The organism is Variovorax sp. GW821-FHT10B04, from assembly GCF_059415645.1.
This window is the reverse complement of the sequence record NZ_JBWKNQ010000004.1, coordinates 141,702-166,543: the sequence shown is the minus strand read 5'-3', so window position 1 is coordinate 166,543 and position 24,842 is coordinate 141,702. Positions and strand designations below refer to the sequence as shown.

General features: G+C 67.6%; 26 protein-coding genes. 18 read left to right on the top strand and 8 right to left on the bottom strand.

The features are described from left to right. Positions 1–16: 16 nt before the first annotated feature. The 7 genes from AC07PZ_RS12060 to AC07PZ_RS12030 all read right to left on the bottom strand — a co-directional run bounded on the left by AC07PZ_RS12060 (position 17) and on the right by AC07PZ_RS12030 (position 7,398). Entirely contained in the window at positions 17–817 is an 801-nt protein-coding gene (locus AC07PZ_RS12060) for an ABC transporter permease (RefSeq protein ID WP_495295327.1), read from the bottom strand. Next, positions 814–1,674: an ABC transporter permease gene (locus tag AC07PZ_RS12055; RefSeq protein ID WP_495295326.1), complete on the bottom strand. Its 861-nt coding sequence runs from the start codon at positions 1,672–1,674 to the stop codon at positions 814–816. Before AC07PZ_RS12055 ends, AC07PZ_RS12060 begins: the two co-directional genes overlap by 4 nt. Next, positions 1,671–2,795: an ABC transporter ATP-binding protein gene (locus AC07PZ_RS12050; RefSeq protein ID WP_495295325.1), complete on the bottom strand. Its 1,125-nt coding sequence runs from the start codon at positions 2,793–2,795 to the stop codon at positions 1,671–1,673. The genes AC07PZ_RS12055 and AC07PZ_RS12050 overlap by 4 nt, the downstream gene beginning before the upstream one ends. Continuing rightward, positions 2,792–3,805 (bottom strand): zinc-binding dehydrogenase, encoded by a 1,014-nt coding sequence (locus tag AC07PZ_RS12045; protein ID WP_495295324.1) that lies wholly within the window; start codon positions 3,803–3,805, stop codon positions 2,792–2,794. Before AC07PZ_RS12045 ends, AC07PZ_RS12050 begins: the two co-directional genes overlap by 4 nt. Positions 3,806–3,837: 32 nt before the next feature. Further along, positions 3,838–5,352 (bottom strand): class I adenylate-forming enzyme family protein, encoded by a 1,515-nt coding sequence (locus AC07PZ_RS12040; protein WP_495295323.1) that lies wholly within the window; start codon positions 5,350–5,352, stop codon positions 3,838–3,840. After that, on the bottom strand, positions 5,349–6,584 hold the full coding sequence (locus tag AC07PZ_RS12035) for an amidohydrolase family protein (protein WP_495295322.1): 1,236 nt from the start codon (positions 6,582–6,584) through the stop codon (positions 5,349–5,351). Before AC07PZ_RS12035 ends, AC07PZ_RS12040 begins: the two co-directional genes overlap by 4 nt. A 220-nt stretch (positions 6,585–6,804) precedes the next feature. After that, positions 6,805–7,398, bottom strand: coding sequence for a flavin reductase family protein (locus AC07PZ_RS12030; RefSeq protein WP_495295321.1), 594 nt, complete (start codon positions 7,396–7,398; stop codon positions 6,805–6,807). Between the two features lie 234 nt (positions 7,399–7,632). Here AC07PZ_RS12030 and AC07PZ_RS12025 point away from each other — a divergent pair, with 234 nt between their 5' ends. The 11 genes from AC07PZ_RS12025 (at position 7,633) to AC07PZ_RS11975 (ending at position 17,925) form a co-directional block, all read left to right on the top strand. Next, positions 7,633–8,055: an Lrp/AsnC family transcriptional regulator gene (locus AC07PZ_RS12025; protein WP_495295320.1), complete on the top strand. Its 423-nt coding sequence runs from the start codon at positions 7,633–7,635 to the stop codon at positions 8,053–8,055. Between the two features lie 172 nt (positions 8,056–8,227). After that, the gene (locus AC07PZ_RS12020; protein ID WP_495295319.1) at positions 8,228–9,121 is read left to right on the top strand and encodes an amino acid ABC transporter permease; all 894 of its coding nucleotides are present in this window, start codon (positions 8,228–8,230) and stop codon (positions 9,119–9,121) included. 58 nt (positions 9,122–9,179) lie between these two features. Continuing rightward, complete coding sequence (locus AC07PZ_RS12015) at positions 9,180–9,959, top strand: amino acid ABC transporter ATP-binding protein (RefSeq protein ID WP_495295318.1); 780 nt, start codon at positions 9,180–9,182, stop codon at positions 9,957–9,959. Positions 9,960–9,972: 13 nt separating this feature from the next. Continuing rightward, complete coding sequence (locus AC07PZ_RS12010) at positions 9,973–10,896, top strand: ABC transporter substrate-binding protein (RefSeq protein ID WP_495295317.1); 924 nt, start codon at positions 9,973–9,975, stop codon at positions 10,894–10,896. Further along, positions 10,893–12,275 carry an MmgE/PrpD family protein gene (locus tag AC07PZ_RS12005; RefSeq protein WP_495295316.1) on the top strand — a complete coding sequence of 461 codons (1,383 nt, stop codon included), beginning with the start codon at positions 10,893–10,895 and terminating at the stop codon, positions 12,273–12,275. Before AC07PZ_RS12010 ends, AC07PZ_RS12005 begins: the two co-directional genes overlap by 4 nt. A gap of 29 nt (positions 12,276–12,304) precedes the next feature. Next, positions 12,305–13,222, top strand: a complete 918-nt coding sequence (locus AC07PZ_RS12000) for an arginase family protein (RefSeq protein ID WP_495295315.1) — start codon at positions 12,305–12,307, stop codon at positions 13,220–13,222. Further along, on the top strand, positions 13,212–14,720 hold the full coding sequence (argH, locus tag AC07PZ_RS11995; protein WP_495295314.1) for an argininosuccinate lyase: 1,509 nt from the start codon (positions 13,212–13,214) through the stop codon (positions 14,718–14,720). The genes AC07PZ_RS12000 and argH overlap by 11 nt, the downstream gene beginning before the upstream one ends. A gap of 22 nt (positions 14,721–14,742) precedes the next feature. Then, positions 14,743–15,633, top strand: coding sequence for a polysaccharide deacetylase family protein (locus AC07PZ_RS11990; protein ID WP_495295313.1), 891 nt, complete (start codon positions 14,743–14,745; stop codon positions 15,631–15,633). Between the two features lie 9 nt (positions 15,634–15,642). Then, on the top strand, positions 15,643–16,338 hold the full coding sequence (locus AC07PZ_RS11985; RefSeq protein ID WP_495295312.1) for a helix-turn-helix domain-containing protein: 696 nt from the start codon (positions 15,643–15,645) through the stop codon (positions 16,336–16,338). Positions 16,339–16,464: 126 nt separating this feature from the next. Next, positions 16,465–17,406, top strand: coding sequence for a YihY/virulence factor BrkB family protein (locus AC07PZ_RS11980; RefSeq protein WP_495295311.1), 942 nt, complete (start codon positions 16,465–16,467; stop codon positions 17,404–17,406). A 99-nt stretch (positions 17,407–17,505) separates the two neighbouring features. Then, positions 17,506–17,925 (top strand): hypothetical protein, encoded by a 420-nt coding sequence (locus AC07PZ_RS11975; protein ID WP_495295310.1) that lies wholly within the window; start codon positions 17,506–17,508, stop codon positions 17,923–17,925. Here the strand turns inward: AC07PZ_RS11975 and AC07PZ_RS11970 are convergent. Continuing rightward, positions 17,922–18,902 (bottom strand): SMP-30/gluconolactonase/LRE family protein, encoded by a 981-nt coding sequence (locus AC07PZ_RS11970; RefSeq protein ID WP_495295309.1) that lies wholly within the window; start codon positions 18,900–18,902, stop codon positions 17,922–17,924. The genes AC07PZ_RS11975 and AC07PZ_RS11970 overlap by 4 nt on opposite strands. Between AC07PZ_RS11970 and AC07PZ_RS11965 the strand changes: the two genes are divergently transcribed. The 7 genes from AC07PZ_RS11965 to AC07PZ_RS11935 all read left to right on the top strand — a co-directional run bounded on the left by AC07PZ_RS11965 (position 18,886) and on the right by AC07PZ_RS11935 (position 24,818). After that, complete coding sequence (locus tag AC07PZ_RS11965; protein ID WP_495295308.1) at positions 18,886–19,056, top strand: hypothetical protein; 171 nt, start codon at positions 18,886–18,888, stop codon at positions 19,054–19,056. The two genes, AC07PZ_RS11970 and AC07PZ_RS11965, sit on opposite strands and share 17 nt — an antisense overlap. A gap of 73 nt (positions 19,057–19,129) precedes the next feature. Beyond that, positions 19,130–20,320, top strand: a complete 1,191-nt coding sequence (locus AC07PZ_RS11960; protein ID WP_495295307.1) for an ABC transporter substrate-binding protein — start codon at positions 19,130–19,132, stop codon at positions 20,318–20,320. A gap of 21 nt (positions 20,321–20,341) precedes the next feature. Further along, positions 20,342–21,097 carry an ABC transporter ATP-binding protein gene (locus AC07PZ_RS11955; RefSeq protein WP_495295689.1) on the top strand — a complete coding sequence of 252 codons (756 nt, stop codon included), beginning with the start codon at positions 20,342–20,344 and terminating at the stop codon, positions 21,095–21,097. After that, entirely contained in the window at positions 21,090–21,842 is a 753-nt protein-coding gene (locus AC07PZ_RS11950; protein ID WP_495295306.1) for an ABC transporter ATP-binding protein, read from the top strand. The genes AC07PZ_RS11955 and AC07PZ_RS11950 overlap by 8 nt, the downstream gene beginning before the upstream one ends. Positions 21,843–21,890: 48 nt before the next feature. Next, on the top strand, positions 21,891–22,778 hold the full coding sequence (locus AC07PZ_RS11945) for a branched-chain amino acid ABC transporter permease (RefSeq protein WP_495295305.1): 888 nt from the start codon (positions 21,891–21,893) through the stop codon (positions 22,776–22,778). Further along, positions 22,775–23,761, top strand: a complete 987-nt coding sequence (locus AC07PZ_RS11940) for a branched-chain amino acid ABC transporter permease (protein ID WP_495295304.1) — start codon at positions 22,775–22,777, stop codon at positions 23,759–23,761. Before AC07PZ_RS11945 ends, AC07PZ_RS11940 begins: the two co-directional genes overlap by 4 nt. A gap of 34 nt (positions 23,762–23,795) precedes the next feature. Then, entirely contained in the window at positions 23,796–24,818 is a 1,023-nt protein-coding gene (locus tag AC07PZ_RS11935; RefSeq protein WP_495295303.1) for a cyclase family protein, read from the top strand. Positions 24,819–24,842: the final 24 nt, after the last annotated feature.

The following is a 24,842-nucleotide window of genomic DNA, read 5'->3' as shown; positions in this document are numbered from 1 at the left end:
GAAGGGTTGCGGGAAATCAGCGGTTGGCCAGGAAGCGGTCCAGGCCCACGAGTTTTTCGATGAGCAGCACCAGCGCGACGCTCAGTGCGATCAGCACGCTGGCCATCGCGGCCACCGTCGGGTCGTCGAAGTCGCGGATGTAGCCGTAGGCCTCGATCGGCAGCGTGCTGGTGCGGATGTCGGTCAGGAAGGCGGTGATCGCGAAGTTGTCGATCGCCTCGACGAAGGCGAAGGTGGCGCCCGCGATCAACCCCGGCTTGAGCTGCGGCAGCGTGATCAGGAAGAACGCCGACAGTGGCCCGGCGCCCAGGTTGCGCGCGGCTTTCTCCAGGTCGTGGTCGACCCCATGCAGGTTGGCCACCAGCGGGCGCAGCGTGAAGGGCAGCGTGAAGCAGACCATGGCGACCACGATCGGCGCGAAGCCGGTGCCCAGGCCGATGCCCACCGAGAAGCTCAGGAACGCAATGCCCACGATCACGCCGGGGATCAGCAGCGGCGACATCAGCAACGCCAGCAGCGGCTTCTTGCCGGGGAAGTCGTGGCGCACCACGGCGACGGCCGTCGGCAATGCGACCGCCAGCGAGATCGGCGTGACCACGCCCGCGATCAGCAGCGAGTTCAGCAGCGCCTGCTGGAAGCGCGTGTTGCCGAAGAAGTTCTCGAACCACCGCAGCGTCAGCGTCTCCGGCGGAAAGGCGAAGTAGGACGTCGGGTTGAACGCATACAGCAGGATCACCAGCACCGGCGCGACCGTGAACGCCAGCGCAAGCCCGGCGGCGATCGACACGCCGCGCGAATAGGGTCGGATGTCGCTCATGCCGCGCTCCCCGTCCGCATGCGTGCGGCCGCCAGGCGCTGCACCAGGCCGAAGGCGATGAACGCGGCCGCGGTCAGCAGCAGGAACAGCACCGACAGCGCGGCCGCCGCGGGGATGTCGTAGCCGGTCTGGATCTTCTCGAAGATCGACGTGGCGCTGACGTGGACCCGTCCACCGCCCAGCAGTTCGGGAAACAGGAAGGCGGCCAGCGCGATCGCGAAGACCAGCGAACTGGCCGCGACCAGGCCCGGCAGCGAGAGCGGCAGCGTGACCGCGGCGAAGGTGCGCAGCCGCGATGCGCCGAGGTTGCGGGACGCATGCTCCAGCGCTTCGGGGATCGCCTGCAGCGCACCGAACAGCGTGAACACGAAGAAGGGCAGCGAGAAGTTGAGGACGCTCACGACGACGGCGAACTGATTGTTGATGAGTTGCAGCGGCGGGATGCCGACGACGGCCAGCAGCCCGTTGACGACCCCGCGATTGCCCAGGATCACCATCCATGCATAGGCCCGCGTGACGCCGCCCGACAGGAAGGTCGCGACCAGGCAGAACAGGATGGTCCGGCGCACCGCCGACGAGGTGGAACGCGCCAGCACGTAGGCGAGCGGAAAGCCGATCGCGATGGCGAGCAGCGTCACCTCGGCCGCGATCAGGAAGGTCTGCGCCGCCACGCGCCAGAAGTAGTCGGAGCGCAGCGCGGCGGCATAGTTGGCCAGGCTGGCCGGTCCCACGAAGGTCGAGCCGCCGGATTCCAGGCGCAGGAAACTGATGCCCACGAAGGACAGCAGTGCCGCGACGAAGAAGCCGCTCACCACCAGCGCGGGCAGGCTCAGCAGCCAGGGTTTCGCGTGCTTCATGCCGCCGCCGGAACCAGTGCGCAATGCGACGGCGCGAGCCGCAGGCCGACGCGGGCGCCGGTCTCCAGCACGCCGCCCTCGCGCCGGTGTGCCGAGATGCGCAGCGACAGCCCGTCGTCGGTCGTCACCTCGTAGACGATGCTCGCCCCCAGCGCCCGCGCGAAGGACACGACGCCGCGCAGGGCGCCATCGCCACCGCTGCCACCACCGTCATCGGGCAGCACGTCGATCGCCTCGGCCCGCACCGCGAGTTCGGCCTGGGCACCGATCTGCAGGCCGGCCGGCAACGGCACGCCCTCCAGCACCAGGTCCTGCAGACGGACATCGGCACGGTCGGCATGCTGCGCGAGCACGGTCACGGGCAGCAGGTTCTCCACGCCCGTGAAGGTGGCGACGAAGCGGGTGCGCGGCCGGTCGTAGATGTCCAGCGGCGAGCCGATCTGCTCGATGCGCCCGCCGTTCATCACGGCGATGAAGTCCGACAGCGCGATCGCCTCCTTCTGGTCGTGCGTCACGATCAGGCTGGTGATGCCGACGTTCTGCTGCAGCTTGCGCAGCTCGACCTGCATCGCCTCGCGCAGGTTCTGGTCGAGCGCGCCGAGCGGCTCGTCGAGCAGCAGCACCTTGGGCCGCGTGACCAGTGCGCGTGCCAGGGCGACGCGCTGCTTCTGGCCGCCGGACAGCTGGCCCGGATAGCGGTCCGCGAAGCCGCCGATGCGCACCAGGTCCATCACCTGCGTGACGGCCGGTGCGATGTCCGCGGCCGGCCAGCGTTGCATTCTGGGGCCGAAGCCGATGTTCTCGCGCACCGTCATGTGCGGGAACAGCGCGTAGTGCTGGAACAGCATCGCCGTCTCGCGCTTTTCCGGCGGGCGCGGCAGCACCGACACGCCGTCGATGCGCACGTCGCCTTCGTCGGGCCGCACGAAGCCGGCGATCGACTGCAGGATCGTGGTCTTGCCGCAGCCCGACGGGCCGAGCAGCGACAGCAGCTTGCCCGGCGGGATCGACAGGTTCACGCCGTCGACGGCGGTAACGCCGCCATAGCGCTTGACGAGTTGCTGGATCTGCAGGTCGCAGCCCGCGGCGTTGCCGCCACGCGGATTCGGCACGGCACTCATGGGGTTACCAGCACCTTGCCGAAGACGTTGCGCTCCTCGATGCGCGCGAAGGCCTCGTCGGCGCGCTCGAGCGGGAAGGCCTGGTCGACCACCACGCGCAGCTTGCCGGCGCTCACCAGCTCGAGCAGTTGCAGCAGGTCGGCCGGCTTGTAGCCGTTCGAGCCCTGGATGTTGAGTTCGAAGGCCCAGATGTAGCGCAGGTCCTCCACCGGGTCGAAGCCGGCCGTGGCACCGCAGGTCAGCACACGGCCGCCGACGCGCAGGCACTTCAGCGACTTCACCCAGGTGTCGCCACCGGTGTAGTTGACGACCACGTCCACGCCCTTGTGGATGTTGGCGCCGCGCCGGCTCGGCTTGCCGTAGAGCGCGTGGACTTCGGCCACGAAGTCCTTGCTGTTGTAGTTGATCGTGTGATCGGCGCCCAGGGCCTTGAGGCGCTCGGCCTTCTCGTCGGATCCCGCGCAGGCGATCACCTCGGCGCCGGCCAGCTTGGCCAGCTGCACGCAGCCCACGCCGACGCCGCCGCTGGCGCCGAGCACCAGCACCTTCTCGCCCGGCTGGATGCGGCCGTTGGTGTACATCATGCGAAGCGCGGTGCCGTAGGCGGTCGGCAGCACCGCCGCATCGGCGAAGCTCACGTTGCCCGGCAGGCGGATCAGCTGGTGCACCGGCACGCGGCAGTATTCGGCCAGTCCGCCGTGCGTGGTCTCGCCGATCAGGCCGCCTTCGACACGGTTCATCGGGTCGACCAGCACGCGGTCGCCCACCGCCCAGCCCCCGACGTCGGCGCCGAGTTCGACGATCTCGCCGGCCACGTCCAGCCCCGGAATCACCGGCAGCGGGATCTTGATGCCGGGCATGCCGCGGCGCGTGAAGATGTCGTGGTAGTTGAGCGTCGACGCCCGCACGCGGATGACGACCTGGCCCGGGCCTGCCACCGGGTCGGGGAAGTCCTCGGCGAATGCCATGACCTCGGGGCCGCCATGTTCGCGGATGAAATAGGCCTTCATTGTTCTCTTTCTCTATCTGGAAGGAAGGTGGATCAGAAGGGGTCGGTGCCGAGCAGGGTGGCGGCGAGATCGGCCAGGCGCCTGCGGTCGACCTTGTTGGTGCCGGCGAGCGGCATCTCGGGCAGGAACCACACGCGCCGCGGATGCTGGTAGGGCGGCGCTTGGTCGAGCGCGTGCTGCCGCAGTTGCGGTTCGGTCGCCTGCAGGCCGGGCTTCAACACCACGAAGGCGACCGGCTTGTGGCCCTTGATCGCATCGGCGATCGGCAGCACGGCCGCCTCGTGCACGGCGGGATGGCCCAGCAGCACGGCCTCGACCTCGCCCGGAAAGATGTTCTCGCCGCCGCAGACGAACATGTCGTCGGCACGGCTCACGAAGTAGAAGAAGCCGTCGGCATCGCGGCGGAAGATGTCGCCGGTGTCGTAGTAGCCGTCGGCCGTGATCGCGCGCCGGCTCTGCTCGGGCAGGCCGCGGTAGCCCAGCATCAGCGCCGGGCTGCGGATCTGCAGCACGCCTTCTTCATCGTTCTCGCGACCGTCGCGCATGAGGCGCAGCGACACCTCGGGATGCGCGCAGCCCACCGACATGTCCGGCTGCACGAGCCCCTGCGGATGCGGCCCGAAGCAGACCGGGCCGCCTTCGGTCGTGCCGAAGCCGTTGACGATGGCCGCATTCGGGAAGATGCGGCGCGCCTCGGCCATCAGCTCGGGCGTGGACGGCGCCGAACTCACGCGCACGATGCGCACCGCCGAGAGGTCGGCCCGTGCCAGCGCCGCCTGCTCGCGCGCCACCAGCGCGAGCATGGTCGGCACCGCCGTCAGCATCGTGGCGCGGTGTGCCGATGCGGCTTCGATGTAGCTGGCCGCGGTGAAGCCGGGCAGCAGCACCACGGCGCCGCCGCTGGCGAGCGCCGCCTGGCAGGAGGCAAGCCCGTTCTGGTGGTACAGCGGCGCCGCCACCAGCGTGCGCTGGCCGCGCGGGCTGCTGGCATTGGTGCGCTGGTCGAGTGCCCACAGATGCCCCAGGTGGGAGAACATCACGCCCTTGGGCCGGCCGGTGGAGCCCGAGGTGTAGATCACCATGGCCACGTCGCCCTCTTCGGGCAGCACCGGCTCGAACTCGCCAGGGTCGAGGAAGGCCTGGAAGCCCGCCGGGCCCGTGTCGTCGAAGTCGATGCGCGGCGGTGCGTCGGGGCACAGCGCCAGCCGCTGGCGGTCGCCCAGCAGCAGCCGGACGCCGGCATCGGCAATCAGCGACGCGATGGTGGCTGCCGGCAGCTTGTGATTGACCGGCACCGCGGTCACGCCGGCCTGCAGCGCGCCGAAGACCGTGACCAGGAACTCGAGCCGGTTGGCGGCGATCACCGCGATCGCGTCGCCGCGGCCCAGCCCGCGCCGCACAAAGCCGCGGGCCGCGGCGCGCGACAGCGCGGCAAGCTCGCCATAGCGCACTTCGCGCGGCGTGGCGGGGCCGAGGTCGATCAGTGCGACCGCTTCCGGCGATGCCGTCGGCGACAGGGCCGCACCCAGGTTGGCGTAGCGCGTCATGCCCGTGTCTCCTCGGCTGCGGGCGTGCGGACGGGCGCGAACGGTCCGCGCGGAACGGCGCGCCCGTCCTGAACCAGCCATTCGCCGCCGGCCATCACGGCATGGATGCGGTCCTGCGCGTCCAGCGCGACGAGGTCGGCGTCCATGCCCGGCCGCAGCGCGCCCTTGCGTTGCTGCAGGCCCAGCCCGCGTGCCACGTTGGTGGTGATCAGCGTCAGCGCCTGCGCCAGGGGCACGCCGGCTTCGTGCACGGTTCGCATCAGGTCGCGGTGCAGCACGGTGGGTGGCACCACCCGCATGCCGAGCAGCTCGCCGGCCGCGCCGCGCACGGCCGCCGGCACGTTGCTGTCGGACGAGAAGCTCAGGCGCTCCAGCGGAACGCCCGCATCGAGGCTCTGGCGCACGGCGTCGTGCACGTCCACGCCGGTCGGGTTGCCGTCCTGCTGCGACACGCAGCAGCTGAAGTCGATGGTGCCGCCCAGGCGCGCAAAACGCAGCGCATGCGCGAAGACGGGCGAGAAGGCGGCGGTGCGGTTCACGTGCGTCGGCACGATCTGCGACGGCGGCATGCCGAGCCGCTCGACCAGTTCGAACAGCGGTGCCATGCCTTCGGCCATGCCGCCCATGTGGCAGTGCAGGACGGCGGCCTTGCCGGTCATCGCGCGGGCCTGCAGCATTTCGCCGGCCAGCTGCATCAGCGCGGCGGCGTCCTGGTTCGGATAGAAGCGCTCGGAGATCGCGGTCTTCACGCCCATCACCTGGTCGATGAACGCGACGTCGGCACGCACGCTGGTGAGCATGCACGGCGCCGGCAGCCGGAACGAGCCGGTGTACATCAGCGCGGTCAGCCCGGCGCGCGTCAGTTCATGCACCTTGCGCAGCAACAGCAGGAGTCCGCGCGCCTCCATCTCGACGCCGACCACGCCGACCGCCGTGGTGATGCCGGCCAGCGCAAGGTCTTCGGGCGTGAGTTCCGCCACGCGGCCGAGCGGACCGGCCGCATCGCCGCCGCCCAGCAGATGGATGTGCTGGTCGACGAAACCCGGCACCAGGCGCAGCCCGCCGACATCCACGGTCTCGACGCCGGCATGTGCGAACTCGGCGAGCGACGCACCCATCTGCAGGATGCGGCCTCCGCCGACCAGGATGTCGCGGCGCCCGATGTGTTCGGGCGCATAGACGTCGGCGCCGCGCAGCAGGCGCATGAAGGCCGAGCCGGTCGCGGACGTCATGGAAGCGGCCTTGCGGCAGGTCGGGAGTGCTTCATCAGAGGTGTCCTGTAGTTCAACTTTGGTTGTTCACACATTCAGCAGAATCTGTGCCACATGGAACATTTAGTTTTCTATTTGTACACATTTGATTCTTATGTATACCTGCAGGAAACCCTGCTCATGTTGGTGCGCCGATGCACCGCCTTCGCGCGATGCACCGCACGAAGGCGGACGCACGCGCTCAGTCCTCGGGCATGAAGCGTTCGCCCGTCCGCAGGTAGAGCGTCGAGCCGAAGCGACCGACCGGCAGGTAGCCGTCGAGGTTCACGTGGTGCCTGTCGAGGTCCAGCAATCCGTCGCGCGCGTGCAGCCGCAGGACGCGGCCGATGAACACGTGGCGGTTGCCGGTCTCGGTGACTTCGGCGAGCACGCATTCGAAGGCGACCGGTGCCTGCGCGATGCGTGGCGGCGCCACGGCCGTCGAGGGCAGGACGTCGAGCCCGTTGGCATCGACCTCGCTCGTGTCGGGCGGCAGCGCGGCGCCGCAGCGATGCAGCGCCGTCGCCATGGCTTCATCGGCGATGTGCACGACGAATTCCTTGCGCGCGAGGATGTTGCGGCTGGTGTCCTTCAGTTGGCCGTCGGCGCCCTTGCTGATGCTCAGCAGGAGCAGGGGCGGGTCCTCGCCGATCATGTTGAAGAGGCTGAAGGGGGCGGCGTTCACGACGCCGGTCGCACCGAGCGTGGTGACCAGCGCGATGGGGCGCGGCACGATCAGGCTCGACATCAGCTTGTAGCGCGGGTAGGGCGCCAGCGTTTCGAAATCGACTTCCATGGCGGGGTGTGTCAGGTGCGTTCGCGCCGGAGTTCGGCGGGCTGGCAGGGGCGGAGGCGAAGGTGTTTTCTGGCGTGCACGGGAGACCCTGGATCGAATGGGCATGAAAGCTGCTCAACGGCAGTCACATTCGAATAAAGTTTCGCACCACGAACATTTAAGCGAAAGTGTCGAGATCGCAGATTTCGATCGACACCTTGGCAGATTGACCATGCCTTCTGGCGATATGCACACATGAACGAGACAGACGTCCGCCTCCTGAGCCTGCTGCGCGACAACGCGCGCGAATCGGCTGCCACCCTGGCCAAGAAGCTCCAGGTGTCGCGCGCCACGGTCCAGAACCGCCTCTCCCGGCTGGAAGCCGCCGGCGTGATCGTCGGCTACACCGTGCGGCTGAAGCCCGCCGCCGGGCCGCAGCGCATCAGCGCCATCACCAGCATTTCGATCGAAGGGAACACGACATCGCGTGTGTTGCAGGCGCTGCGCGGCGACCCCAACGTGGAGGCGCTGCACACGACCAACGGCCGCTGGGACGTGGTGGCCGAGCTGCGGGCCGACAACCTGGAGGCCTTCGACAGCGTGCTCAACCGGATCCGGCTGATACCGGGGATCGCCACGTCGGAGACCAGCATCTTCCTGTCGACGCACAAGCTCTGATGCGCCAGCCCGACTTGGCAGATGGTCTTCATGATGAGTTCAAAAGTTTCTTATTAGGAAACTTTTTGCTTGCGCGAAAAGTTGCGCATCAATACACTCAGGTTCACTAACAAGAACCATGCCGCGACCGGCATGGCGCCTCTTCCACGCATCGATCCGGTCAGGAGTTTCCGTGTCAGCCTTGCCTCCCGTCGCCGTCATCGGCGCCGTCGCAACACCTGCCTTGCGCGTCCGGCGCCCCGCCGCGCGGCCGGGGCGCTGGGTCGCCGGCCTGCTGTGCGTCGGCGTGCTGGCGTTTCTCGTGCGCGCCTTCGCGCTGGGCCGCATCGACTGGCCCTATGTCGCGACCTTCTTCACCGCGCCGGTGATCCTGAGCGGGCTCGGCAACACGCTGATCCTCACCGCCGCATCGATGGCGCTGGGCATCGCACTCGGCCTGGTGGCCGCACTGATGCGGCTGTCGCAGAACCCGGTTTCGCAGGCGATGGCGTCCGGCTATATCTGGCTGTTCCGCGGCACGCCGGTCTATCTGCAGTTGCTGATCTGGTTCAACCTCGCGCTCGTGTTTCCGACCATCGGCATACCGGGCCTGTGGGAAGTGAAGACGGTCACCGTGATGACGCCCTTCCTGGCCGCGTGGCTGGGCCTGGGCATCTGCCAGGGCGCCTACACGGCCGAGGTCATCCGCGGCGGCATCCTCTCGATCGACAGCGGCCAGTACGAGGCCGCGCAATCCGTCGGCATGACCCAGTGGCAGCTGATGCGCCATGTGGTGCTGCCGCAGACGCTGCGCGTGATCACGCCGCCGATCGGCAACGAGGTGATCGGCATGCTCAAGACCACCTCGCTCGCGGCGGTCGTCAACTATGGCGAACTCATCCATTCGGCGTCGCTCATCTATTACGTCAACAGCCGCGTGATCGAGCTGCTGATCGTCTGCGCCATCTACTACCTGATCGCGGTCACGCTGCTGAGCCTGCTGCAGCGCATGCTGGAGACGCGCCTGTCGCGTTCGGCGCACCGCGCGATGGCGCAGGGCCGCAACGAGGCGGAGGCAACCCGATGAGCGCCGCCCGGCCGCCCGAAGGCGATCGCGCCGCAGCCCGCAGGGCGGAGGCAACCCAATGAGCGCGGTGGTCATCGCACGCCAGCTGTGCAAGCGCTACGGCACGACCCAGGTGCTGACCGACGTGTCGCTGGATGTGGGGCAGGGCGAGGTGCTCGGCATCATCGGCCCGTCGGGCGCCGGCAAGAGCACGCTCCTGCGCTGCATCAACCAGCTCGAGGGCGTGGACAGCGGCGATCTGTACGTCAACGGCGAGTTCGCGGGCTACCGCGCCGGCAAGGACGCGCTCCATCGGCTGCCCGATGCCGAGGTCGCACGCCAGCGTTCGGCCACCGGCATGGTGTTCCAGCGCTTCAATCTGTTCGCCCACAAGACGGTGCTCGACAACGTCACGCTCGGCCCGATGGTGGTCCGCCGCACGGCTCGCCGCGAAGCCGAGGCGCTGGCGGCCGAGCTGCTCGCCCAGGTCGGTCTGCGCGGTTTCGAGCAGCGCTATCCGTCGCAGTTGTCGGGCGGACAGCAGCAGCGCGTGGCGATCGCGCGCGCGCTGGCCATGCGGCCGAAGGTGCTGCTGTTCGACGAGCCGACCTCGGCACTCGATTCCGAGCTGGTCGGCGAGGTGCTGGACGTGATGAAGGCACTGGCCGCATCGGGCCAGACCATGCTCGTCGTGACGCACGAGCTTGCCTTTGCGCGTGCGGTCTGCAGCCGCATCGCCTTCATGGAGGCGGGCCGCATCGTCGAGATCGGCACGCCGCACCAGATATTCAACAACCCCGTCCAGGCCCGGACCCGCGCGTTCGTGCAGCGCGCGACCACGCCCGAACCCATTCACTGAGCCACGTCCCCCCATGAAGACATCCATCCTTTCGCACACCCGCATGCTGGCCGCCGCGCTGCTCTGCGCCACGCTGTCGCTGCATGCCTTGGCCCAGACCGCTGCGAGCGCGTCGTCGCTCGTGCCGGACGCCATCCGCAAGGCCGGCAAGCTGCGCGTCGGTACCAGTCCGACCTACCCGCCGCTGGAGTTCAAGGACCCGATGACGCAGAAGCTGCAGGGCCTGGACATCGACCTGACGGTCGAGGTCGCCAAACGCCTGGGCCTGCAGGTCGAGTGGTCCGAGCAGTCGTTCGACCAGCTGATCAATTCGCTCGACACCGGCCGCATCGACATGGGCGCCTCGGGCATGACCGACATTCCGGCGCGCCGCGAGAAGGTCGACTTCGTCGACTACTTCTCCACCGGCACGCAGCTCTTCACGATGCCCGACCAGGCCAAGGGACTGAACAAGGTCGAGGACGCCTGCGGCAAGGACGTGGCGGTCAACCGCAACGGCATCTTCTTCGTGCGGCTGCAGGAGTTCAACAAGAACGTCTGCATTGCGCGCAAGCTGCCGGAGATCAAGTACTCGCTGACCGACAAGACGGCCGATGCGCGGCTGCAGATCATCCAGGGCCGGGTGGTCGCCGCGGCGCAGGGCGTGGACGCCATCCGCTATCTCAACGAATTCCCGAAGTCGTCCGACAAGGGTGCCTTCGTGCTGATCGGCCAGCCGATCGCGGTCGACCTGGCGGGCTTCGGCTTTGCCAAGACCAACCCGGCGCTGCGCGATGCGGTGGCGCAGGCGCTCACGCTGATGATCTCGGACGGCAGCTATGCGCGCATCTTCGACGCCTGGGCGCTGCCCTACGCCAAGGTGCAGACGGTGACCATCAACACGCAGCCTGCGGCATCGGCCGCGTCACCGATCGCCAAGGGTGCCGTCGGCAAATGAACACGCCCTCGCTGTCGCAGGTGCTGGCCGGGTTCACCTCGCAGGTGACGATGGCGGCGCTGTCGCCCGACACCGTGAAGGCGGTGCGGCGCCACACGCTGGACACGCTCGGCGCCGCGCTGGGCGGCGCGCGCCAGCCCGAACCGATGGCCGCCTGGGCCGCGGCACGCGTCGCCTTCGGCGAAACCGGCGGCGCCGAACTCTGGGGGCGCGATGTCTCGGCGCCTCCCGGGGTGAGTGCGCTGGTCAACGGCACCGCGGCGCATGCGCTCGAACTCGACGACGCCAGCGGCTGCGACCATTCCGGCGCGGTGGTGGTGCCCGCGGTGATGGCGGCGCTCGCATTGCCGCCGAGCGAAGGCGCTGCGGCTGCGTCGGAGGCCGACCTGCTCTGCGCCATCCTGGTCGGCTACGAGGTCGGCCGGCGCGTCATGGAGGCCAGCGGCGGCTACGACGGGCACAACGGCGCGGGCTGGCATTCGACCGGCACCTGCGGCGTGTTCGGCGCCGCGGCGGCCGTGGCGCGGCTGCTGCGCTGCGACGCCGCCACCACGGCCCGTGCGCTGGGCGTCGCCGGTTCCTTCGCATCCGGCACCTGGGCCTTTCTCGGCGACGGGGCCATGACGAAGCGCATGCATCCCGGCCATGCGGCCAGCGCCGGCCTGCTGGCGGTCGAGATGGCCCGCGCAGGCCTGGTCGCTCCCGCGCAGGTCTTCGAGGCCGACTGGGGCGGCTTCTTCAAGACCTATGTGGGCGAGGTGGCCGAGCCCGAACTGCTCACGCGCCACCTCGGCAGCAACTGGCGCATCCATCGCTCGTCGATCAAGCCCTATGCATCGTGCCGCGGCACCCATGCGGCGGTCGAGGCCGTGATCGGCCTGCGCGAAGGCCTCGCGCCCGGGCAGATCGCCAGCGTCGCGGTGACCGTCACCCCGACGGTCGCCCGCATGTGCGGCAACAAGTCGATCGGCAGCTTCGTCGACGCGCAGATGAGCCTGCCCTATGCGGTGGCGATCGCCGCGCTGCACGGCGCGGCGGACCTGAGCCGCTTCGACGAGGCCCACCGGCGCGACCCCGCCATCGCGGCGCTGATGCAGCGCGTGGAAGTGCGCGAGGCGACGACGCTGTCGAGCAACGTGGCGGCCGAAGTGCTGCTGCGCACCGACGCGGGCATTGAGCACCGTCGCGCGATCGACGTGCCGCTGGGCTCGCCCGGCAACCCGCTGTCCGACGACAGCCTGCTGGCCAAGTACCACTCGCTCGCCGACCCGGTGCTGGGCCCGGACGCCGCCGCAGCGCTCGCGCGGCGCGTGCTGCAGCTCGGGCAGGGCGACGACCTCCGCGGCCTGGCCCGCCTGACCCAACCCGCGGCCACCTGAGCCGCATCGAACACATCACCAGGAACAACATGACCCAGAACACCCTCCGGGGCGCCGATCTGCTCGGCGTCCCCTACGACGGACAGTCGACGCTCGGCTATCCCGGCTCGCGCTATGCGCCGGAACGCGTACGCATGTGCGCAGGCTGGATCAACATGCGCATCCAGGACGGCAAGATCTTCTCGCTAGGCGACAACAAGGACCTCGAGGTCGGCGACAACCTGATGGTCGACCGTGGCGACGTCGCCGTGGTGCCGCACGATGTCGAGGCGACCTTTGCCGCCACCCGCCAGGCGGTGAGCGCGTCGATCGCCTCCGGCCGCGCGCCGATCGTGATCGGCGGCGACGACTGCCTGCTGTTTCCCGTGGCGCATGGCGTGCACGAAGCGCTGCCGGGCCGCATCGGCATCATCCATTTCGATGCGCATCTCGACCTGATGGACAACAGTCCCCAGCAAGGCCGCTTCAGCCAGTCCAGCGGCATGCGCCGTGCGCTCGAACTCGACCGGATCGCAGCGACCGACTCGATCCAGGTGTGCGAGCGGCATTTCAACTTTCCGGCCTCCGGCCAGTTCAAGCGCGAGAACGACCTGGTGCACCTCTCGGCGCGCGAGGTGCTGAAGCTCGGGCCGCAGGAAACGGTTCGCCGCATCCTCGAACGCACGAAGAATGCCGACCACCTGTTCCTGTCTTTCGACATCGACGCGATCGACCCGGCCTTCGCACCCGGCGCGGGCGCGCACGAACCGGGCGGCATCAGTTCGGCCGAAGCGCTCGAGATGGTCGAGATGCTCGCACCGCATTGCGCCGCCATGGCGATCACCGAGGTGAATCCGACGACCGACGTCAAGGACATGACCTCCATGCTGGCCGCCTACCTGGCCTTCACCTTCGCGGTCTACGGCCGCCACCCGATTGCACGCAAGGAGGCGCTCCATGAGCACTGAACACGCAGGCTACAGCGGCTTTCGCGGCGTCGGCGCACGGCTCACCGAAGAGCCGCTGGCCCATCTGAATTCGCACAAGTCCAGCTTGCTGGGCGAGTCGGTCCACGCGATCCACGCCTTCGACAAGGCGCATGCGCTGATGCTGTCGGAAGAGGGCATCAACACCCGCGACATCGGCCGGAAGATCCTGTCGGCGTTCCGCGAGATCGAGCGCGGCGGCGTGGAAGAAGTGCGCGGCCGGGCCGATGGCGGCATGCATTCGGGCGAGCACTACCTGATCCAGACCCAGGGCGAAGCGGTGGGCGGGCGCCTGCACCTGGGCCGCAGCTCGGGCGACCTGATCGAGGTCGCGCGCCGCATGACCTTCCGCAACCACGTGCATGCGCTGCTCGGTGCGTTGTGCGACGTGCGCCAGGCGCTGCTCGACCTGGCGGGCATTCATCTCGGCACGGTGATGCCGGGCTACACGCATGGCCAGCATGCGCAGCCCACCACCTTCGCCCACTGGGCCACGATGTTCGCGGAGGTCTTCGCGCGCGACACGGCGCGGCTGCTGTCCTTCCATGTGCGACTCAACCGTTCGCCGGCCGGCGCCGCGATCCTCACCGGCAGCGACTTCCCGCTGAACCGCCAGCGCGTGTCGGACCTGCTGGGCTTCGACGAGCCGCTGCCGCACACGATGGACGCGATCCTGAGCCATGACCTGGAAATGGAATACGCCAGCGTGCTGGCCGTGGTGGCGCAGGGGCTGGGCCGGATCGCCGACGACCTGATCCTGTGGTCGACCACCGAGTTCGCGATGGTGGAGTTGCCGGACCGCTATTGCGGGACCAGCAGCATCATGCCGCAGAAGAAGAACCCGGACGGCCTCGAAGACATGAAGTCGGTGGCCGCGCGTTCGATGGGCGTGGTGGTCACGGTGATGGCCGCCGAGAAGGGCCCGACCGGCTTCCCGATCATGGAACGCCGCAACAGCCAGGCCATCTTGTGGGACCTCGGCCGCGATCTCGGCGTGCGCTTCGACAGCATGGGACCGCTGCTGCGCGACATGGCCGTGAACGTGCAGCGCATGCACACGCTCGCCGGCGCCAACTGGGCGCAGGTGACCGACCTGTCCGGCGCCCTGGTGCGCGTGGCGGGCTTCGACTGGCGCACGTCGCACCAGGTCGTCGCGGTGCTCGTGCGGCGCTGCGCGGCGGCCGGCATCCGGCCCGACGCGGCCACGTCCGCCCACCTGGACGAAGCGGCCGTGGAGATCGGCGCGCCCGCACCGCATCTGTCCGTCGCGGTGTTCGCCGACGCCATGGACCCGCGCGCCTTCGTGGAACGCCGCGTGCTGTATGGCGGCCCGGCGTCCACCTCGGTCGCGCGCGAATCGGCAGCGGCCCGGCTGCTGCTGGACGCCGACCGCGCGCAGGTCGCCGCGCTGCGCGCGCAGGCCGACGCTGCCGCACTGGCGCTCGACACCGCCATCGACGCCTTCCTGGCACAACCCTGAACCCGAAACCGAGGCCACGCGCATGGCAGACGACTACACCTCCCGCAAGCCGGCCGCCGCCAATCAGGCGCCACCGGCTCCCGAGTTCCCCTGGCCCGACGACCATCGCTGCGCGCTGATGCCTGCGTTCGATGTCGACGGCGAATCCATCTGGCTCGCCTTCGACGCGCTGAGCGAGCGCCGGCTGGTGACGCGCTCGTACGGCGGCTACGAGGCACGCGTCGGCATTCCCAAGATCCTGGAAGCGTTGGCGGACCGGGAGATCAAGGCGACCTTCTTCGTGACCGGCTGGGCGCTCGATGCGCATCCGGCGCTGTGCGAATCGATCGTCAAGGGCGGCCACGAGGTCGCGCACCACGGCTACTGGCACAAGCGGCCGGAGCCCGGCCAGCTGGCGGCCATGCAGGACGAGGTCGAACAGGGGCTCGACGCCCTGCAGCGGATCCTGGGCGTGAAGCCGGCCGGCTACCGCGCGCCGTATGGCGAGAGCGTGGCCGAACTGCTCGCGATGCTCACCGACCGCGGCTTCGTCTATTCCAGTTCGTGGCGCGACGACATCCGGCCCTACCGGCACGTGCTGGAAGACGGCCGGCCCGGCGTGATCGAGATCCCCGTCAACTTCAGTTTCGACGACTGGGGTTATGGCCTGACGCACCGCCATTCGCCGCGCACGCTGATGCCGCGCGGGCATGTCGTGTCGATCTGGAAGGACGAACTCGCGCAGACGCGCGAATGGGGCGGCGTGGTGTCGATGGTGATGCACCCCCAGGTCTCGGGCCGGCCCAAGGGCTTCATGATCATGACGGAGTTCCTCGACCACGCACGCAGCCACGACGACATCTGGATTGCCACGGGTGCACAGATTGCGGCGCATTACGCGGCGTGCGAACGGCAAACGCAATCGACTGATTAAACTCGTTTCATGGCCCGCTCCACTTCCCGACAGTCACCGAAAACCCCGAAGAGCGCGCCGCCCGCCAGTGCGCCCGAACCGGTCGCGGCGCCCGCTCCGCGCAGCATTCCACGCACGCCCAAGAAGGTCGCCGCGCCGCTGCAGGTCGTTCGCCCGCCGCAGGACGACATCCACCTGGGAGAGCGCCTGCGTGCCGCGCGAAAGGCGCGCAGCCTGTCGATCGAACAGGTGGCCAACGTCGCCGGGATCACCAAGTCCTTCCTGAGCCGGCTCGAGCGCGATGCCGTGGCCGCCTCGGTCGCCACGCTGCTGCGCGTGTGCAACGCAATCGGCATACGGCCAGGCTCGCTGTTCGATCCGCCCGCCACCAACCTGGTGCGCGCATCCGAAGGCACCCCGATCAGCCTGGGCGGGCAGGGCATGTCGGAGTTCCTGATCTCCGGCTCCAGCAACGAGCACATGATGGCGCTGCTGTCGGTGATCGAGCCGAGCGGTGGTTCGGGCTCGGAGCCCTACACGCTGAACGCGGCGTCCGACCTGGTCCACATCAAGGAGGGCGAGCTGATCATCGTGGTGGACAACGTGTCGCACCACCTGTACGCCGGCGACACCTTCACCTTTCCGCCGTCGCTCAGCCACATGTGGGTGAATCCGTCGTCCAAGGACAAGACCGTGGCGATCTGGATCATCGTGCCGCCGCCCTGAGCGGGCTGCGACGCGGTCGGTCGTCGGCGCCGCCATGCCATGATCGATCATGACCATCGCCTGCCCAGTCCGATTCGCCACCTTGCCCGAACCCGCTGCGGGAGGGCCGGCTTGACTCACCGCCCGATGAGACGCCTGGGCGACGCCTGGCGCGGCGTGAAGCACGCCGCGTTGACCACCCCCGGACTGCGGGTCATCCTGCTGGCGATCCGCAACTACATCCTCCACCAGAGCGCGAACCAGGCCGGAAGCCTGGCGTTCTCGTCGGTGCTGGCGATGTTTCCGCTGCTGATCCTGCTGTCCGCCGCCGCCGGCTTCATCGGCCAGCCCGGCGACGCGGCAGCGCTGGCCGACCGGGTCATGGGCTATGCGCCGCAACTGGTGCGCGACGCGATGCAGCCGGTCATCAAGCAGGTTCTGGCCCAGCGCAACCAGGCGCTGCTGACGGTCGGCCTGATCGCGACGCTGTGGACGGCCTCCTCGGGCATGCAGGCCATTCGTTCCGCGCTGAACCGGTCGTACGGCATCCAGCGCGGCCTGCCTTTCTGGAAGGCGCGCATCAAGGTCACGTTGTTCACTGTGATCGTCGGTGCCGGCATCCTCGCGGCGTTCAGCTCGGTGATCGTCATGCCGTATGTCTGGCAGTTGCTGGAGACCAACCTGGGCGGGCGCGAGGTGCTCTGGCTGCACAACAGCGTGCGCTACGGCACGGCCTTCCTGGCGCTCACGACGCTGTATGCGCTGCTGTACGGCTGGCTGCCCGACATTCGCCAGCGCCTGTACACCGTCGTGCCCGGTGCGCTGGTCGGGGCGGCGCTGTGGGTGGGCGCGGCGGCCACGCTGTCGTACACGCTGCGCACCGCCGGCAAGCTCGCACTGCTGTACGGCAGCTTCGCGGGCGTGGTCGCGACGCTCGTGTTCCTCTACATCAGTGCGACCACGCTGATCTTCGGCGCTGAGGTCAATGGCGTCCTGCACGACAAGGCGCAGCCGGAGCCGCCGCCGGGCAAACCATCGCCCCGGGACACGGCAGACACGGAGATGCCGAACCGGCCGAAGCAGCCCTGAGCGTTGTCATCCGTGCATGTCGAAGATTTCAGCCGCCTCCTACATGCCGGTGTTTTCCGGCAAGGTAGTTTCAGCCGGTCGAACGAGATGGAGCCCGACATGAGTCATACCGCCGCTGCCGCAACGTCCTCGCCCGTGCTTGCGCAGTCGCCCTACGCCACAGGCACCGAGCAGGCTGCCGTGAACCCCGGGAACGTTGCCGCCGACGCGGGCCGCGATGCCGGCTTTGCGGACTGGATCGGCGCCGAGGCCGCGGCCTACGGTGCGGTCCATATGCTGCACCAGAGAACATGCGGCGGGCGTTTGAAGGCGTCGTCCGCCGACATCGAAGAGATCGCGCGTCTGCGCCGCGAGGCCGACGACCGGTTCGCGATGCTCCGCGGCGCGCCGGAAGCCGCTGGTGCCGATGGCGCACGGATGGCGGCACGGCCGCCGCTGAGAGCGCGCGCACATCGGGCGGTTGCGGACACGTGCCGCATCAAGTTCGCCGGCGCCAACGTGCCGGGTGCCCTGGCCTAAGCCTTGGCCACGTAGTTCCAGTGCGACAGCGGTGCGCCGGCCACCGGGCTGCGAAAGCACCCGAGCGATTCGCCGTGCGTCGTTCCCAGATACACCGTGCGCAAGTCGGCGCCACCGAAAGTGATGCTCGAAATCGGCAGCAGCTTGCGGCTGCTGGTCGCGTGCAGGTGCTCCAATCCGAGTTGTCCCGCCTGATAGATCGCCTCGATCCGTGAGAGTGCGGCCGGGTCGTTGTCTTCCAGAACGATCCTGGCGTCTCCAGTCGGCGAGATTCGATACAGCCGATTGCTGATGATGCTGGTGACCCACAGATGCCCTTCGGCATCGAATGCGGCGCCGTCGGGAAAAGCGCCGGAGCCCAATTCCGAGAAGATCTCCGCATCGGCCGGGGTTGCCGCCTCATCCACCGGGACGCGCTTGATACGCCGCCCGAATGTCTCGACCACATGCAAGGCGTCCTCGTCCGGCGAGAGGCGGCACTCGTTGGTGAATCCGAATCCCTCGGCAAATATTCTCGGACCTCGCTGGTCCACCACCACCACATAGCCGTCGGCGACGCGGTCGTTGTAGGTCAGCGAGCGGGGCACCGTCCGTGTGCTGATGGAGATCCAGACGCGGTCCTTGCGATCGACCATCACGAAATTGGCGGCGCTCAATGGCCTGCCTTCGACGTCGAGAAGAAAGGGTCGCAATTCTCCCTGGCGATCGATCTGCCAGACACCGCCTTCGCTGCCCATGTTGGCGATCAACAGAACGCCGTTACGCCGCAAGGCAATGCCGTTCGGCACGAAGCGGTCGTCTCCGCCGTTCGGCATTCCAAGAAGCGCGCGATGTCCGTCCGGTGCAATGTGCTGCACGCCAATGCCCTTGTGGGATACGAAGAGGCCGGAGCTCCTCGTGCCCAGCACGCATTCGGGCCGGCGCAAGCCACCGAGCACCAGTTCGACGGAATCAAGATCGATGCTGAGTGCAGTCACTGTTGTCTCCATATGCCCGGCCGAATTTAACCGTGGCGATTCAATTGCGACGCCGATGATCTTTGCGCTTTTCAAAACAATGCTTTTCGGCAATGCCGGGTATCGCGCCAAAGACCGCGATGCAACAATCTTTTTCGGAGACAAGCTGCATTGACAGCACCACAAAAGATTTGGAGCAAGACATGGGTCACAAACGACGTGCCTGGATGGCTTTTTGCGTTGCCGCCATGGCGGTTCCCCTGATGGCCGCAGCCCAGCCGGCCGCCCGATCCGACGAGCCGATACGGCTGGGCGTGATTGCCGATCAGAGCGGAGCCTATTCCGCCATCGGCGGCCGTGGCTCCACAGTGGCCGTCCGCCTGGCCATCGAGGACTTTGGCGGCAAGGTATTGGGCCGGCCCATCGAAGTGGTCCAGGCAGACCACCAGAACAAGGCCGATCTGGCCACCTCGCTGAGCCGCCAATGGATCGACAACAACAAGGTGGTGGCACTGATCCACGGCGGCGGTACGTCCGTGGTCGGCTTTGCGCTCAAGCAACTCGGCAAGGACAAGAAGATCATCACGCTCGACTCGGCGTCGACCAGCACCGATCTCGTGGGCAAGGCGTGCTCGCCCTACGGCTTCCAGTTCGCTTTCGATACCTATTCGATGACCAAGGTGCCGAGCGCATCGACAGTCCAGCGCGGCGAGAACCAATGGTTCTTCATTGCGGCCGACTACACCTTCGGCAAGAACATCGTGAAGGACGCAACGGCTTTCATCGACCGTGCAGGCGGCAAGGTCGTGGGCACGGTGTCGGCGCCGCTGGGGTCGATCGACTACTCATCCTTCCTGCTGCAGGCCAAATCGTCCAAGGCGAATGCGATCGGCCTGGCACTGGCCGGATCGGACCTCGTGAACGTGCTGAAGCAGGCCTCCGAGTTCGGCATGGACGACGGCAAGCAGAAGATCGTCGGCTTCTTCGTGATGATCAACGACGTTGCCGCGCTCGGCCTCGACAAGGCGCAGGGCATGACGATCTCGACGTCGTTCTATTGGGACCTGAATGAACAGACCCGCGCCTGGGCGAAGCGCTTCATGGCGCAGTACGACGGCAAGGTTCCTTCCGAGGTCAACGCCGGTGCGTACAGCGCCACCTTGCACATGCTGCGTGCCATGGAGGCGGCCAAGAGCACCGATCCGGATCTGGTCGCAGCCAAGATGCGGGAGATGCGCATGAACGACATGTACAACAAGGACGTTCTGATCCGCGAGGACGGCCGTGCGCTGCAGGACATGTACCTCATGCAGATCAAGGCACCCGCCCAGTCCAAGTACAAATACGATTTCTATCAGGTGCTCTCGCGCGTGCCGGGCAATGAAGCCTATGGCGCACAGAATCCCGAGTGCCCGCTGGTCAAGACCGCTGCTCGCTGAGTCTTGCCGAGTCCCGAGAAGATGGACAACAAGGTGATACTCGAGACGCGGCAACTGAAGAAGTCCTTCAATGGCTTCAGCGCAGTGGCCGGTGTCGATCTGGCGGTCCGCGAAGGCACGGTGCACGCGTTGATCGGACCCAATGGCGCGGGCAAGACGACCTGCTTCAATCTGCTCACGAAGTTCATGGAGCCCAGCGCCGGATCGATCTTCTTCGCGGGTGAGGACCTGGCGGGTGTGCCTGCGCATGCCATGCCCGCCCGCGGCATGGTGCGTTCGTTTCAGATATCGGCCGTGTTCTCCGACCTCAGCGTGCGCCAGAACGTCTGTGTGGCGCTGCAGCGAAGACAGGGCAATTCATACAGGTTCTGGGAGTCCGAGCGCACGCTGCGCCGCTTCGATGCCCGTGCCGGCGAGTTGCTCGAGCAGGTGGGTCTCATCGACTTCATCGATCAGCCGGCGCGGCAATTGGCCTATGGGCGCAAGCGCGCTCTGGAAATTGCAACGACATTGGCCATGGAGCCGCGCCTGATGCTGCTGGACGAACCGACAGCCGGCATGGGCAACGAGGACATCGGTCGCATCGTCGACCTGATCCGCAGAGTCTCCGTGAACCGCACGGTGCTGATGGTGGAGCACAACCTGTCGGTGGTGTCGAACCTGTCCGACCGGGTCACGGTGCTGGCGCGTGGGTCGGTGATCGCGGACGGCTCCTATGCCGACGTGTCGCGCGATCCGCGTGTCGTCGAAGCCTATCTGGGACAAGGCCATGCATGAAGCCCTCCTTGCCCAGGCGCCGACTCCGGTGGCCAGCGGACATGCACGGACGCTTCTGAGCGTTGCGGGACTGAACGGCTGGTATGGCGAGTCGCATGTGCTGCATGGCGTCGACTTCGAGATTCGCGTGGGCGAGATCGTCACGCTGATCGGCCGCAACGGCGCCGGGAAGACGACGACGCTGAAGGCGCTCATGGGCCTGTTGCAACGGCGCAGCGGATCCCTCATGTTCGACGGCGTCGATCTCGGCATTCTGTCGCCGCGCAGGATCGCAGCCCAGGGCATCGGCTATGTGCCCGAAGAGCGTGGCATCTATGCCTCGTTGACTGTCGCGGAGAACCTGCGGCTGCCGCCGATCAAGCGGCCCGGCGGCTACAGCGAGGAGGAGATCTTCACGCTGTTCCCGAACCTGCGGGAGCGGCTGCGGAGCTTCGGCAACCTGCTGTCCGGCGGTGAACAGCAGATGCTCGCGATTGCGCGCGTGCTGCGAAGCGGCGCACGGCTGATCCTGCTGGACGAGCCGACCGAGGGGCTTGCGCCCGTCATCGTGCAGCAGATCGGCAAGGCGCTGCAGCAACTGAAGGCACGCGGCTACACCGTGCTTCTGGTCGAGCAGAACCTCCAGTTCACCGCGAGCGTGGCCGACCGGCACTACCTGATGGAGACCGGCCGCGTCGTCGACAGCTTTGCCAATGCCGACATGGCCGCCAACCAGGACAAGCTGCATCGGTACCTGGGTGTCTGAGACGTGGCAGTCGATCAGTTCAATCGTTAGCGGCAAGGAGCCTGGTCCATGACGGAGATTTTCGGAATCTCAACGCAGGCCCTGTACGGGCAACTGCTGTTGGGCGTGATGAATGGTGCGTTCTACGCGACGCTGAGCCTCGGGCTGGCGGTGGTGTTCGGGCTGCTCAACGTCATCAATTTCGCGCACGGCGCCCAATACATGCTCGGGGCGCTGGTGGCCTGGCTGCTGCTCGACCAGCTCGGGGTGTCCTACTGGTGGTCGCTGCTGCTGGCGCCACTGGGCGTCGGCCTGATCGGCATCGTGATCGAACGCACGCTGATCTCCCGCGTGAGCTACGACCACCGCTACGGCATGCTGCTGACCTATGGCCTGGCGCTGATCGTCCAGGGCCTGGTGCGCGACCGCTATGGCGCCGCCGGCTTGCCCTACGGCGTGCCGGCCGAACTCAGGGGCGGCATCGACCTCGGCTTCATGTATGCGCCGTACTACCGCATCTGGGTGGTGGGCGTGTCGTTCGCGCTGTGCGCCGCCACCTGGATGACGATCGAGAAGACGCGGCTGGGGTCCTACCTGCGTGCGGCGACCGAGAACGCCGCATTGACGGAAGCCTTCGGCATCAACGTCAAGCTGCTGGCCACCTTGACCTACGGCACCGCGGTGGCGCTGGCCGCATTCGCCGGCGTGCTGGCGGCACCGATGTATGCGGTCAATCCCATGATGGGGGCCGATCTGATCATCACCGTGTTCGCGGTCGTGGTGATCGGAGGCATGGGCTCGATGGTGGGCGCGCTGGTGGCGGGCTTCGGTCTCGGCATCTGCGAAGGACTCACCAAGACCTTCTATCCCGCGGCCTCGACCACGGTGATCTTCGTGATCATGGCCATCGTTCTGGCCATCCGGCCCGCGGGCCTGTTTGGAAAGGGCCCGCGATGAGCGTTCCGCAAGACATGATGGTCGAGTCTCGTCCACGCCCACCGGCAACGCGTCTTTCGCGCCTGCAGGGTCCGCTGCCATTCCTCGGCGGCCTGGCGCTGCTGATCGCGCTCGGGCCGCTGTTGCTGTATCCGTTGTTCCTGGCCAAGGTGCTGTGCCTTGCGCTGTTTGCGACGGCCTTCAATCTGCTGATCGGCTTTGGCGGCCTGATGTCCTTCGGCCATGCCGCTTTCTTCGGCATGGCGAGCTACGCCGCCGCCTATGCGGCGAAGCAATGGGGCCTGTCGCCCGAACTGGCACTGCTGCTGGGCGCGGTGACGGCCGCCGCGATCGGCTTGCCGATCGGCGCGCTGTCCATACGCCGGCAAGGCGTCTATTTCTCGATGATCACGCTGGCGCTGGCGCAGATGGTCTATTTCTTCTGCCTGCAGGCGCCATTCACCGGAGGTGAAGACGGCATTCAGGGCGCGCCGCGGCTGCCGCTCTTCGGCGTCATCGACGTCTCCGGCGACCTGGCCACCTACTACTTCTGCGCGGCCGTGTTTCTCGCGGGCACCGCGGTCATCTACCGCGTCATCCATTCGCCATTCGGACAGATCGTGAAGGCGATCCGCGACAACGAACCCCGCGCCATTTCGCTGGGCTACAACGTCTATGGCTACAAGCTGCTGCTGTTCGTGATCTCGGCGGCTTTCTCGGGCGTTGCCGGTGCCCTGAGCGCCACGGTATTCCAGGTGGCCGCATTGCCCGGCGTCCATTGGGCGACCTCGGGCGAAGTGCTGCTGATGACGCTGGTCGGCGGCATCGGCACATTGCTCGGCCCGCTCGTCGGCGCATTCGCGGTGGTCGGCATCGAACACTACCTTGCAGCCTTCGGCTCGTGGGTCACGATTGCGCAGGGCATCGTCTTCGTCGTCGCCGTCGTGGTCTTTCCAAAGGGCGTCATGGGCACTTTCACGCGCCATGACGGGCAGCCGCACTAGCCGGTCCGGCGTTTTCCATCAACAGGAGATACATGTGAACAACGTCCGCTGGACGCACCGGCCGCAAGGCTCGAACTGGGGAGACTTCGGCGCCGACGACCAGCGTGGCCGGATGAACCTGCTGACGCCGGCACACGTGCTGCGCGCCGTGGCCGAAGTGCGTGAAGGCAAGGTCTTCACGCTCAGCCTGCCACTCGACATTCCGGGTGGCTCGTCATCGATCGGGCGCGAGCCGCCGAAGATGTCGGCCAGCGTGGAACACGGCTGCCATTGCAACTTCCATCGATCCTTCTCGGAGCTGGTGGCCGGCGCGACGGGCTATGTCTGCGACGACGTCGTGACGCTGCACACCCAGTACTCGACACAGTGGGACGGCCTGGGCCATGTCGGCGTGGCCTTCGACAGCAGGGGCACCGGCGAGCGCGAGATCGTCTACTACAACGGCTACCGCGCGGTACACGACATCGTCGCGCCCGACGCGGCGGGGTCTTCGCTCGCCAATCCGCTGGGCATCGACCGCATGGCACAGGCGGGCGTGCAGGGGCGTGCGGTGCTGGTCAACCTGTGGGCCGTGTACGGCACGGAACGCGTGGCCGTCGGCTATCGGGCGCTGATGGACATCCTGCGCGATCAGCGCATCGAGGTCATGCCCGGCGACTTTCTGTGTCTCTACACGGGCTATGCCGATCTGCTGCTGTCCATGCAGGGCAAGCCCGACCACGAACTGCTCAGGCACAGTTGCGCGGGACTCGACGGCAGCGACGCGCAACTGCTGCAATGGATCACCGACAGCGGCGTCGTCGCGCTGTGCGCCGACAACAACGCCGTCGAAGTGGTGCCGAGGGAGAGCTTTCGGGCCGACGATCCGCGCCCGTTCCTGCCGCTGCACGAGCACTGCCTGTTCAAGCTCGGCGTGCACCTGGGCGAGCTGTGGCACTTCCAGGCACTCGCGCAGCACCTGGCGCAGGCTGGCCGTTCGGCGTTCCTGCTGACCGCGCCGCCACTGCGCCTGCCCGGCGCCGCGGGCTCGCCGGTGACCCCGATCGCGACGGTGTAGGCGCCTGCCGTACGCAGGCCTGGC

Coding starts and splice junctions, on each gene's coding strand:
- AC07PZ_RS12060 (WP_495295327.1), bottom strand. CDS start 817: ATGAGCGACATCCGACCCTATTCGCGCGGCGTGTCGATCGCCGCCGGG.
- AC07PZ_RS12055 (WP_495295326.1), bottom strand. CDS start 1,674: ATGAAGCACGCGAAACCCTGGCTGCTGAGCCTGCCCGCGCTGGTGGTG.
- AC07PZ_RS12050 (WP_495295325.1), bottom strand. CDS start 2,795: ATGAGTGCCGTGCCGAATCCGCGTGGCGGCAACGCCGCGGGCTGCGAC.
- AC07PZ_RS12045 (WP_495295324.1), bottom strand. CDS start 3,805: ATGAAGGCCTATTTCATCCGCGAACATGGCGGCCCCGAGGTCATGGCA.
- AC07PZ_RS12040 (WP_495295323.1), bottom strand. CDS start 5,352: ATGACGCGCTACGCCAACCTGGGTGCGGCCCTGTCGCCGACGGCATCG.
- AC07PZ_RS12035 (WP_495295322.1), bottom strand. CDS start 6,584: ATGACGTCCGCGACCGGCTCGGCCTTCATGCGCCTGCTGCGCGGCGCC.
- AC07PZ_RS12030 (WP_495295321.1), bottom strand. CDS start 7,398: ATGGAAGTCGATTTCGAAACGCTGGCGCCCTACCCGCGCTACAAGCTG.
- AC07PZ_RS12025 (WP_495295320.1), top strand. CDS start 7,633: ATGAACGAGACAGACGTCCGCCTCCTGAGCCTGCTGCGCGACAACGCG.
- AC07PZ_RS12015 (WP_495295318.1), top strand. CDS start 9,180: ATGAGCGCGGTGGTCATCGCACGCCAGCTGTGCAAGCGCTACGGCACG.
- AC07PZ_RS12010 (WP_495295317.1), top strand. CDS start 9,973: ATGAAGACATCCATCCTTTCGCACACCCGCATGCTGGCCGCCGCGCTG.
- AC07PZ_RS12005 (WP_495295316.1), top strand. CDS start 10,893: ATGAACACGCCCTCGCTGTCGCAGGTGCTGGCCGGGTTCACCTCGCAG.
- AC07PZ_RS12000 (WP_495295315.1), top strand. CDS start 12,305: ATGACCCAGAACACCCTCCGGGGCGCCGATCTGCTCGGCGTCCCCTAC.
- argH (WP_495295314.1), top strand. CDS start 13,212: ATGAGCACTGAACACGCAGGCTACAGCGGCTTTCGCGGCGTCGGCGCA.
- AC07PZ_RS11990 (WP_495295313.1), top strand. CDS start 14,743: ATGGCAGACGACTACACCTCCCGCAAGCCGGCCGCCGCCAATCAGGCG.
- AC07PZ_RS11985 (WP_495295312.1), top strand. CDS start 15,643: ATGGCCCGCTCCACTTCCCGACAGTCACCGAAAACCCCGAAGAGCGCG.
- AC07PZ_RS11980 (WP_495295311.1), top strand. CDS start 16,465: ATGAGACGCCTGGGCGACGCCTGGCGCGGCGTGAAGCACGCCGCGTTG.
- AC07PZ_RS11975 (WP_495295310.1), top strand. CDS start 17,506: ATGAGTCATACCGCCGCTGCCGCAACGTCCTCGCCCGTGCTTGCGCAG.
- AC07PZ_RS11965 (WP_495295308.1), top strand. CDS start 18,886: ATGCTGAGTGCAGTCACTGTTGTCTCCATATGCCCGGCCGAATTTAAC.
- AC07PZ_RS11960 (WP_495295307.1), top strand. CDS start 19,130: ATGGCGGTTCCCCTGATGGCCGCAGCCCAGCCGGCCGCCCGATCCGAC.
- AC07PZ_RS11955 (WP_495295689.1), top strand. CDS start 20,342: ATGGACAACAAGGTGATACTCGAGACGCGGCAACTGAAGAAGTCCTTC.
- AC07PZ_RS11950 (WP_495295306.1), top strand. CDS start 21,090: ATGCATGAAGCCCTCCTTGCCCAGGCGCCGACTCCGGTGGCCAGCGGA.
- AC07PZ_RS11945 (WP_495295305.1), top strand. CDS start 21,891: ATGACGGAGATTTTCGGAATCTCAACGCAGGCCCTGTACGGGCAACTG.
- AC07PZ_RS11940 (WP_495295304.1), top strand. CDS start 22,775: ATGAGCGTTCCGCAAGACATGATGGTCGAGTCTCGTCCACGCCCACCG.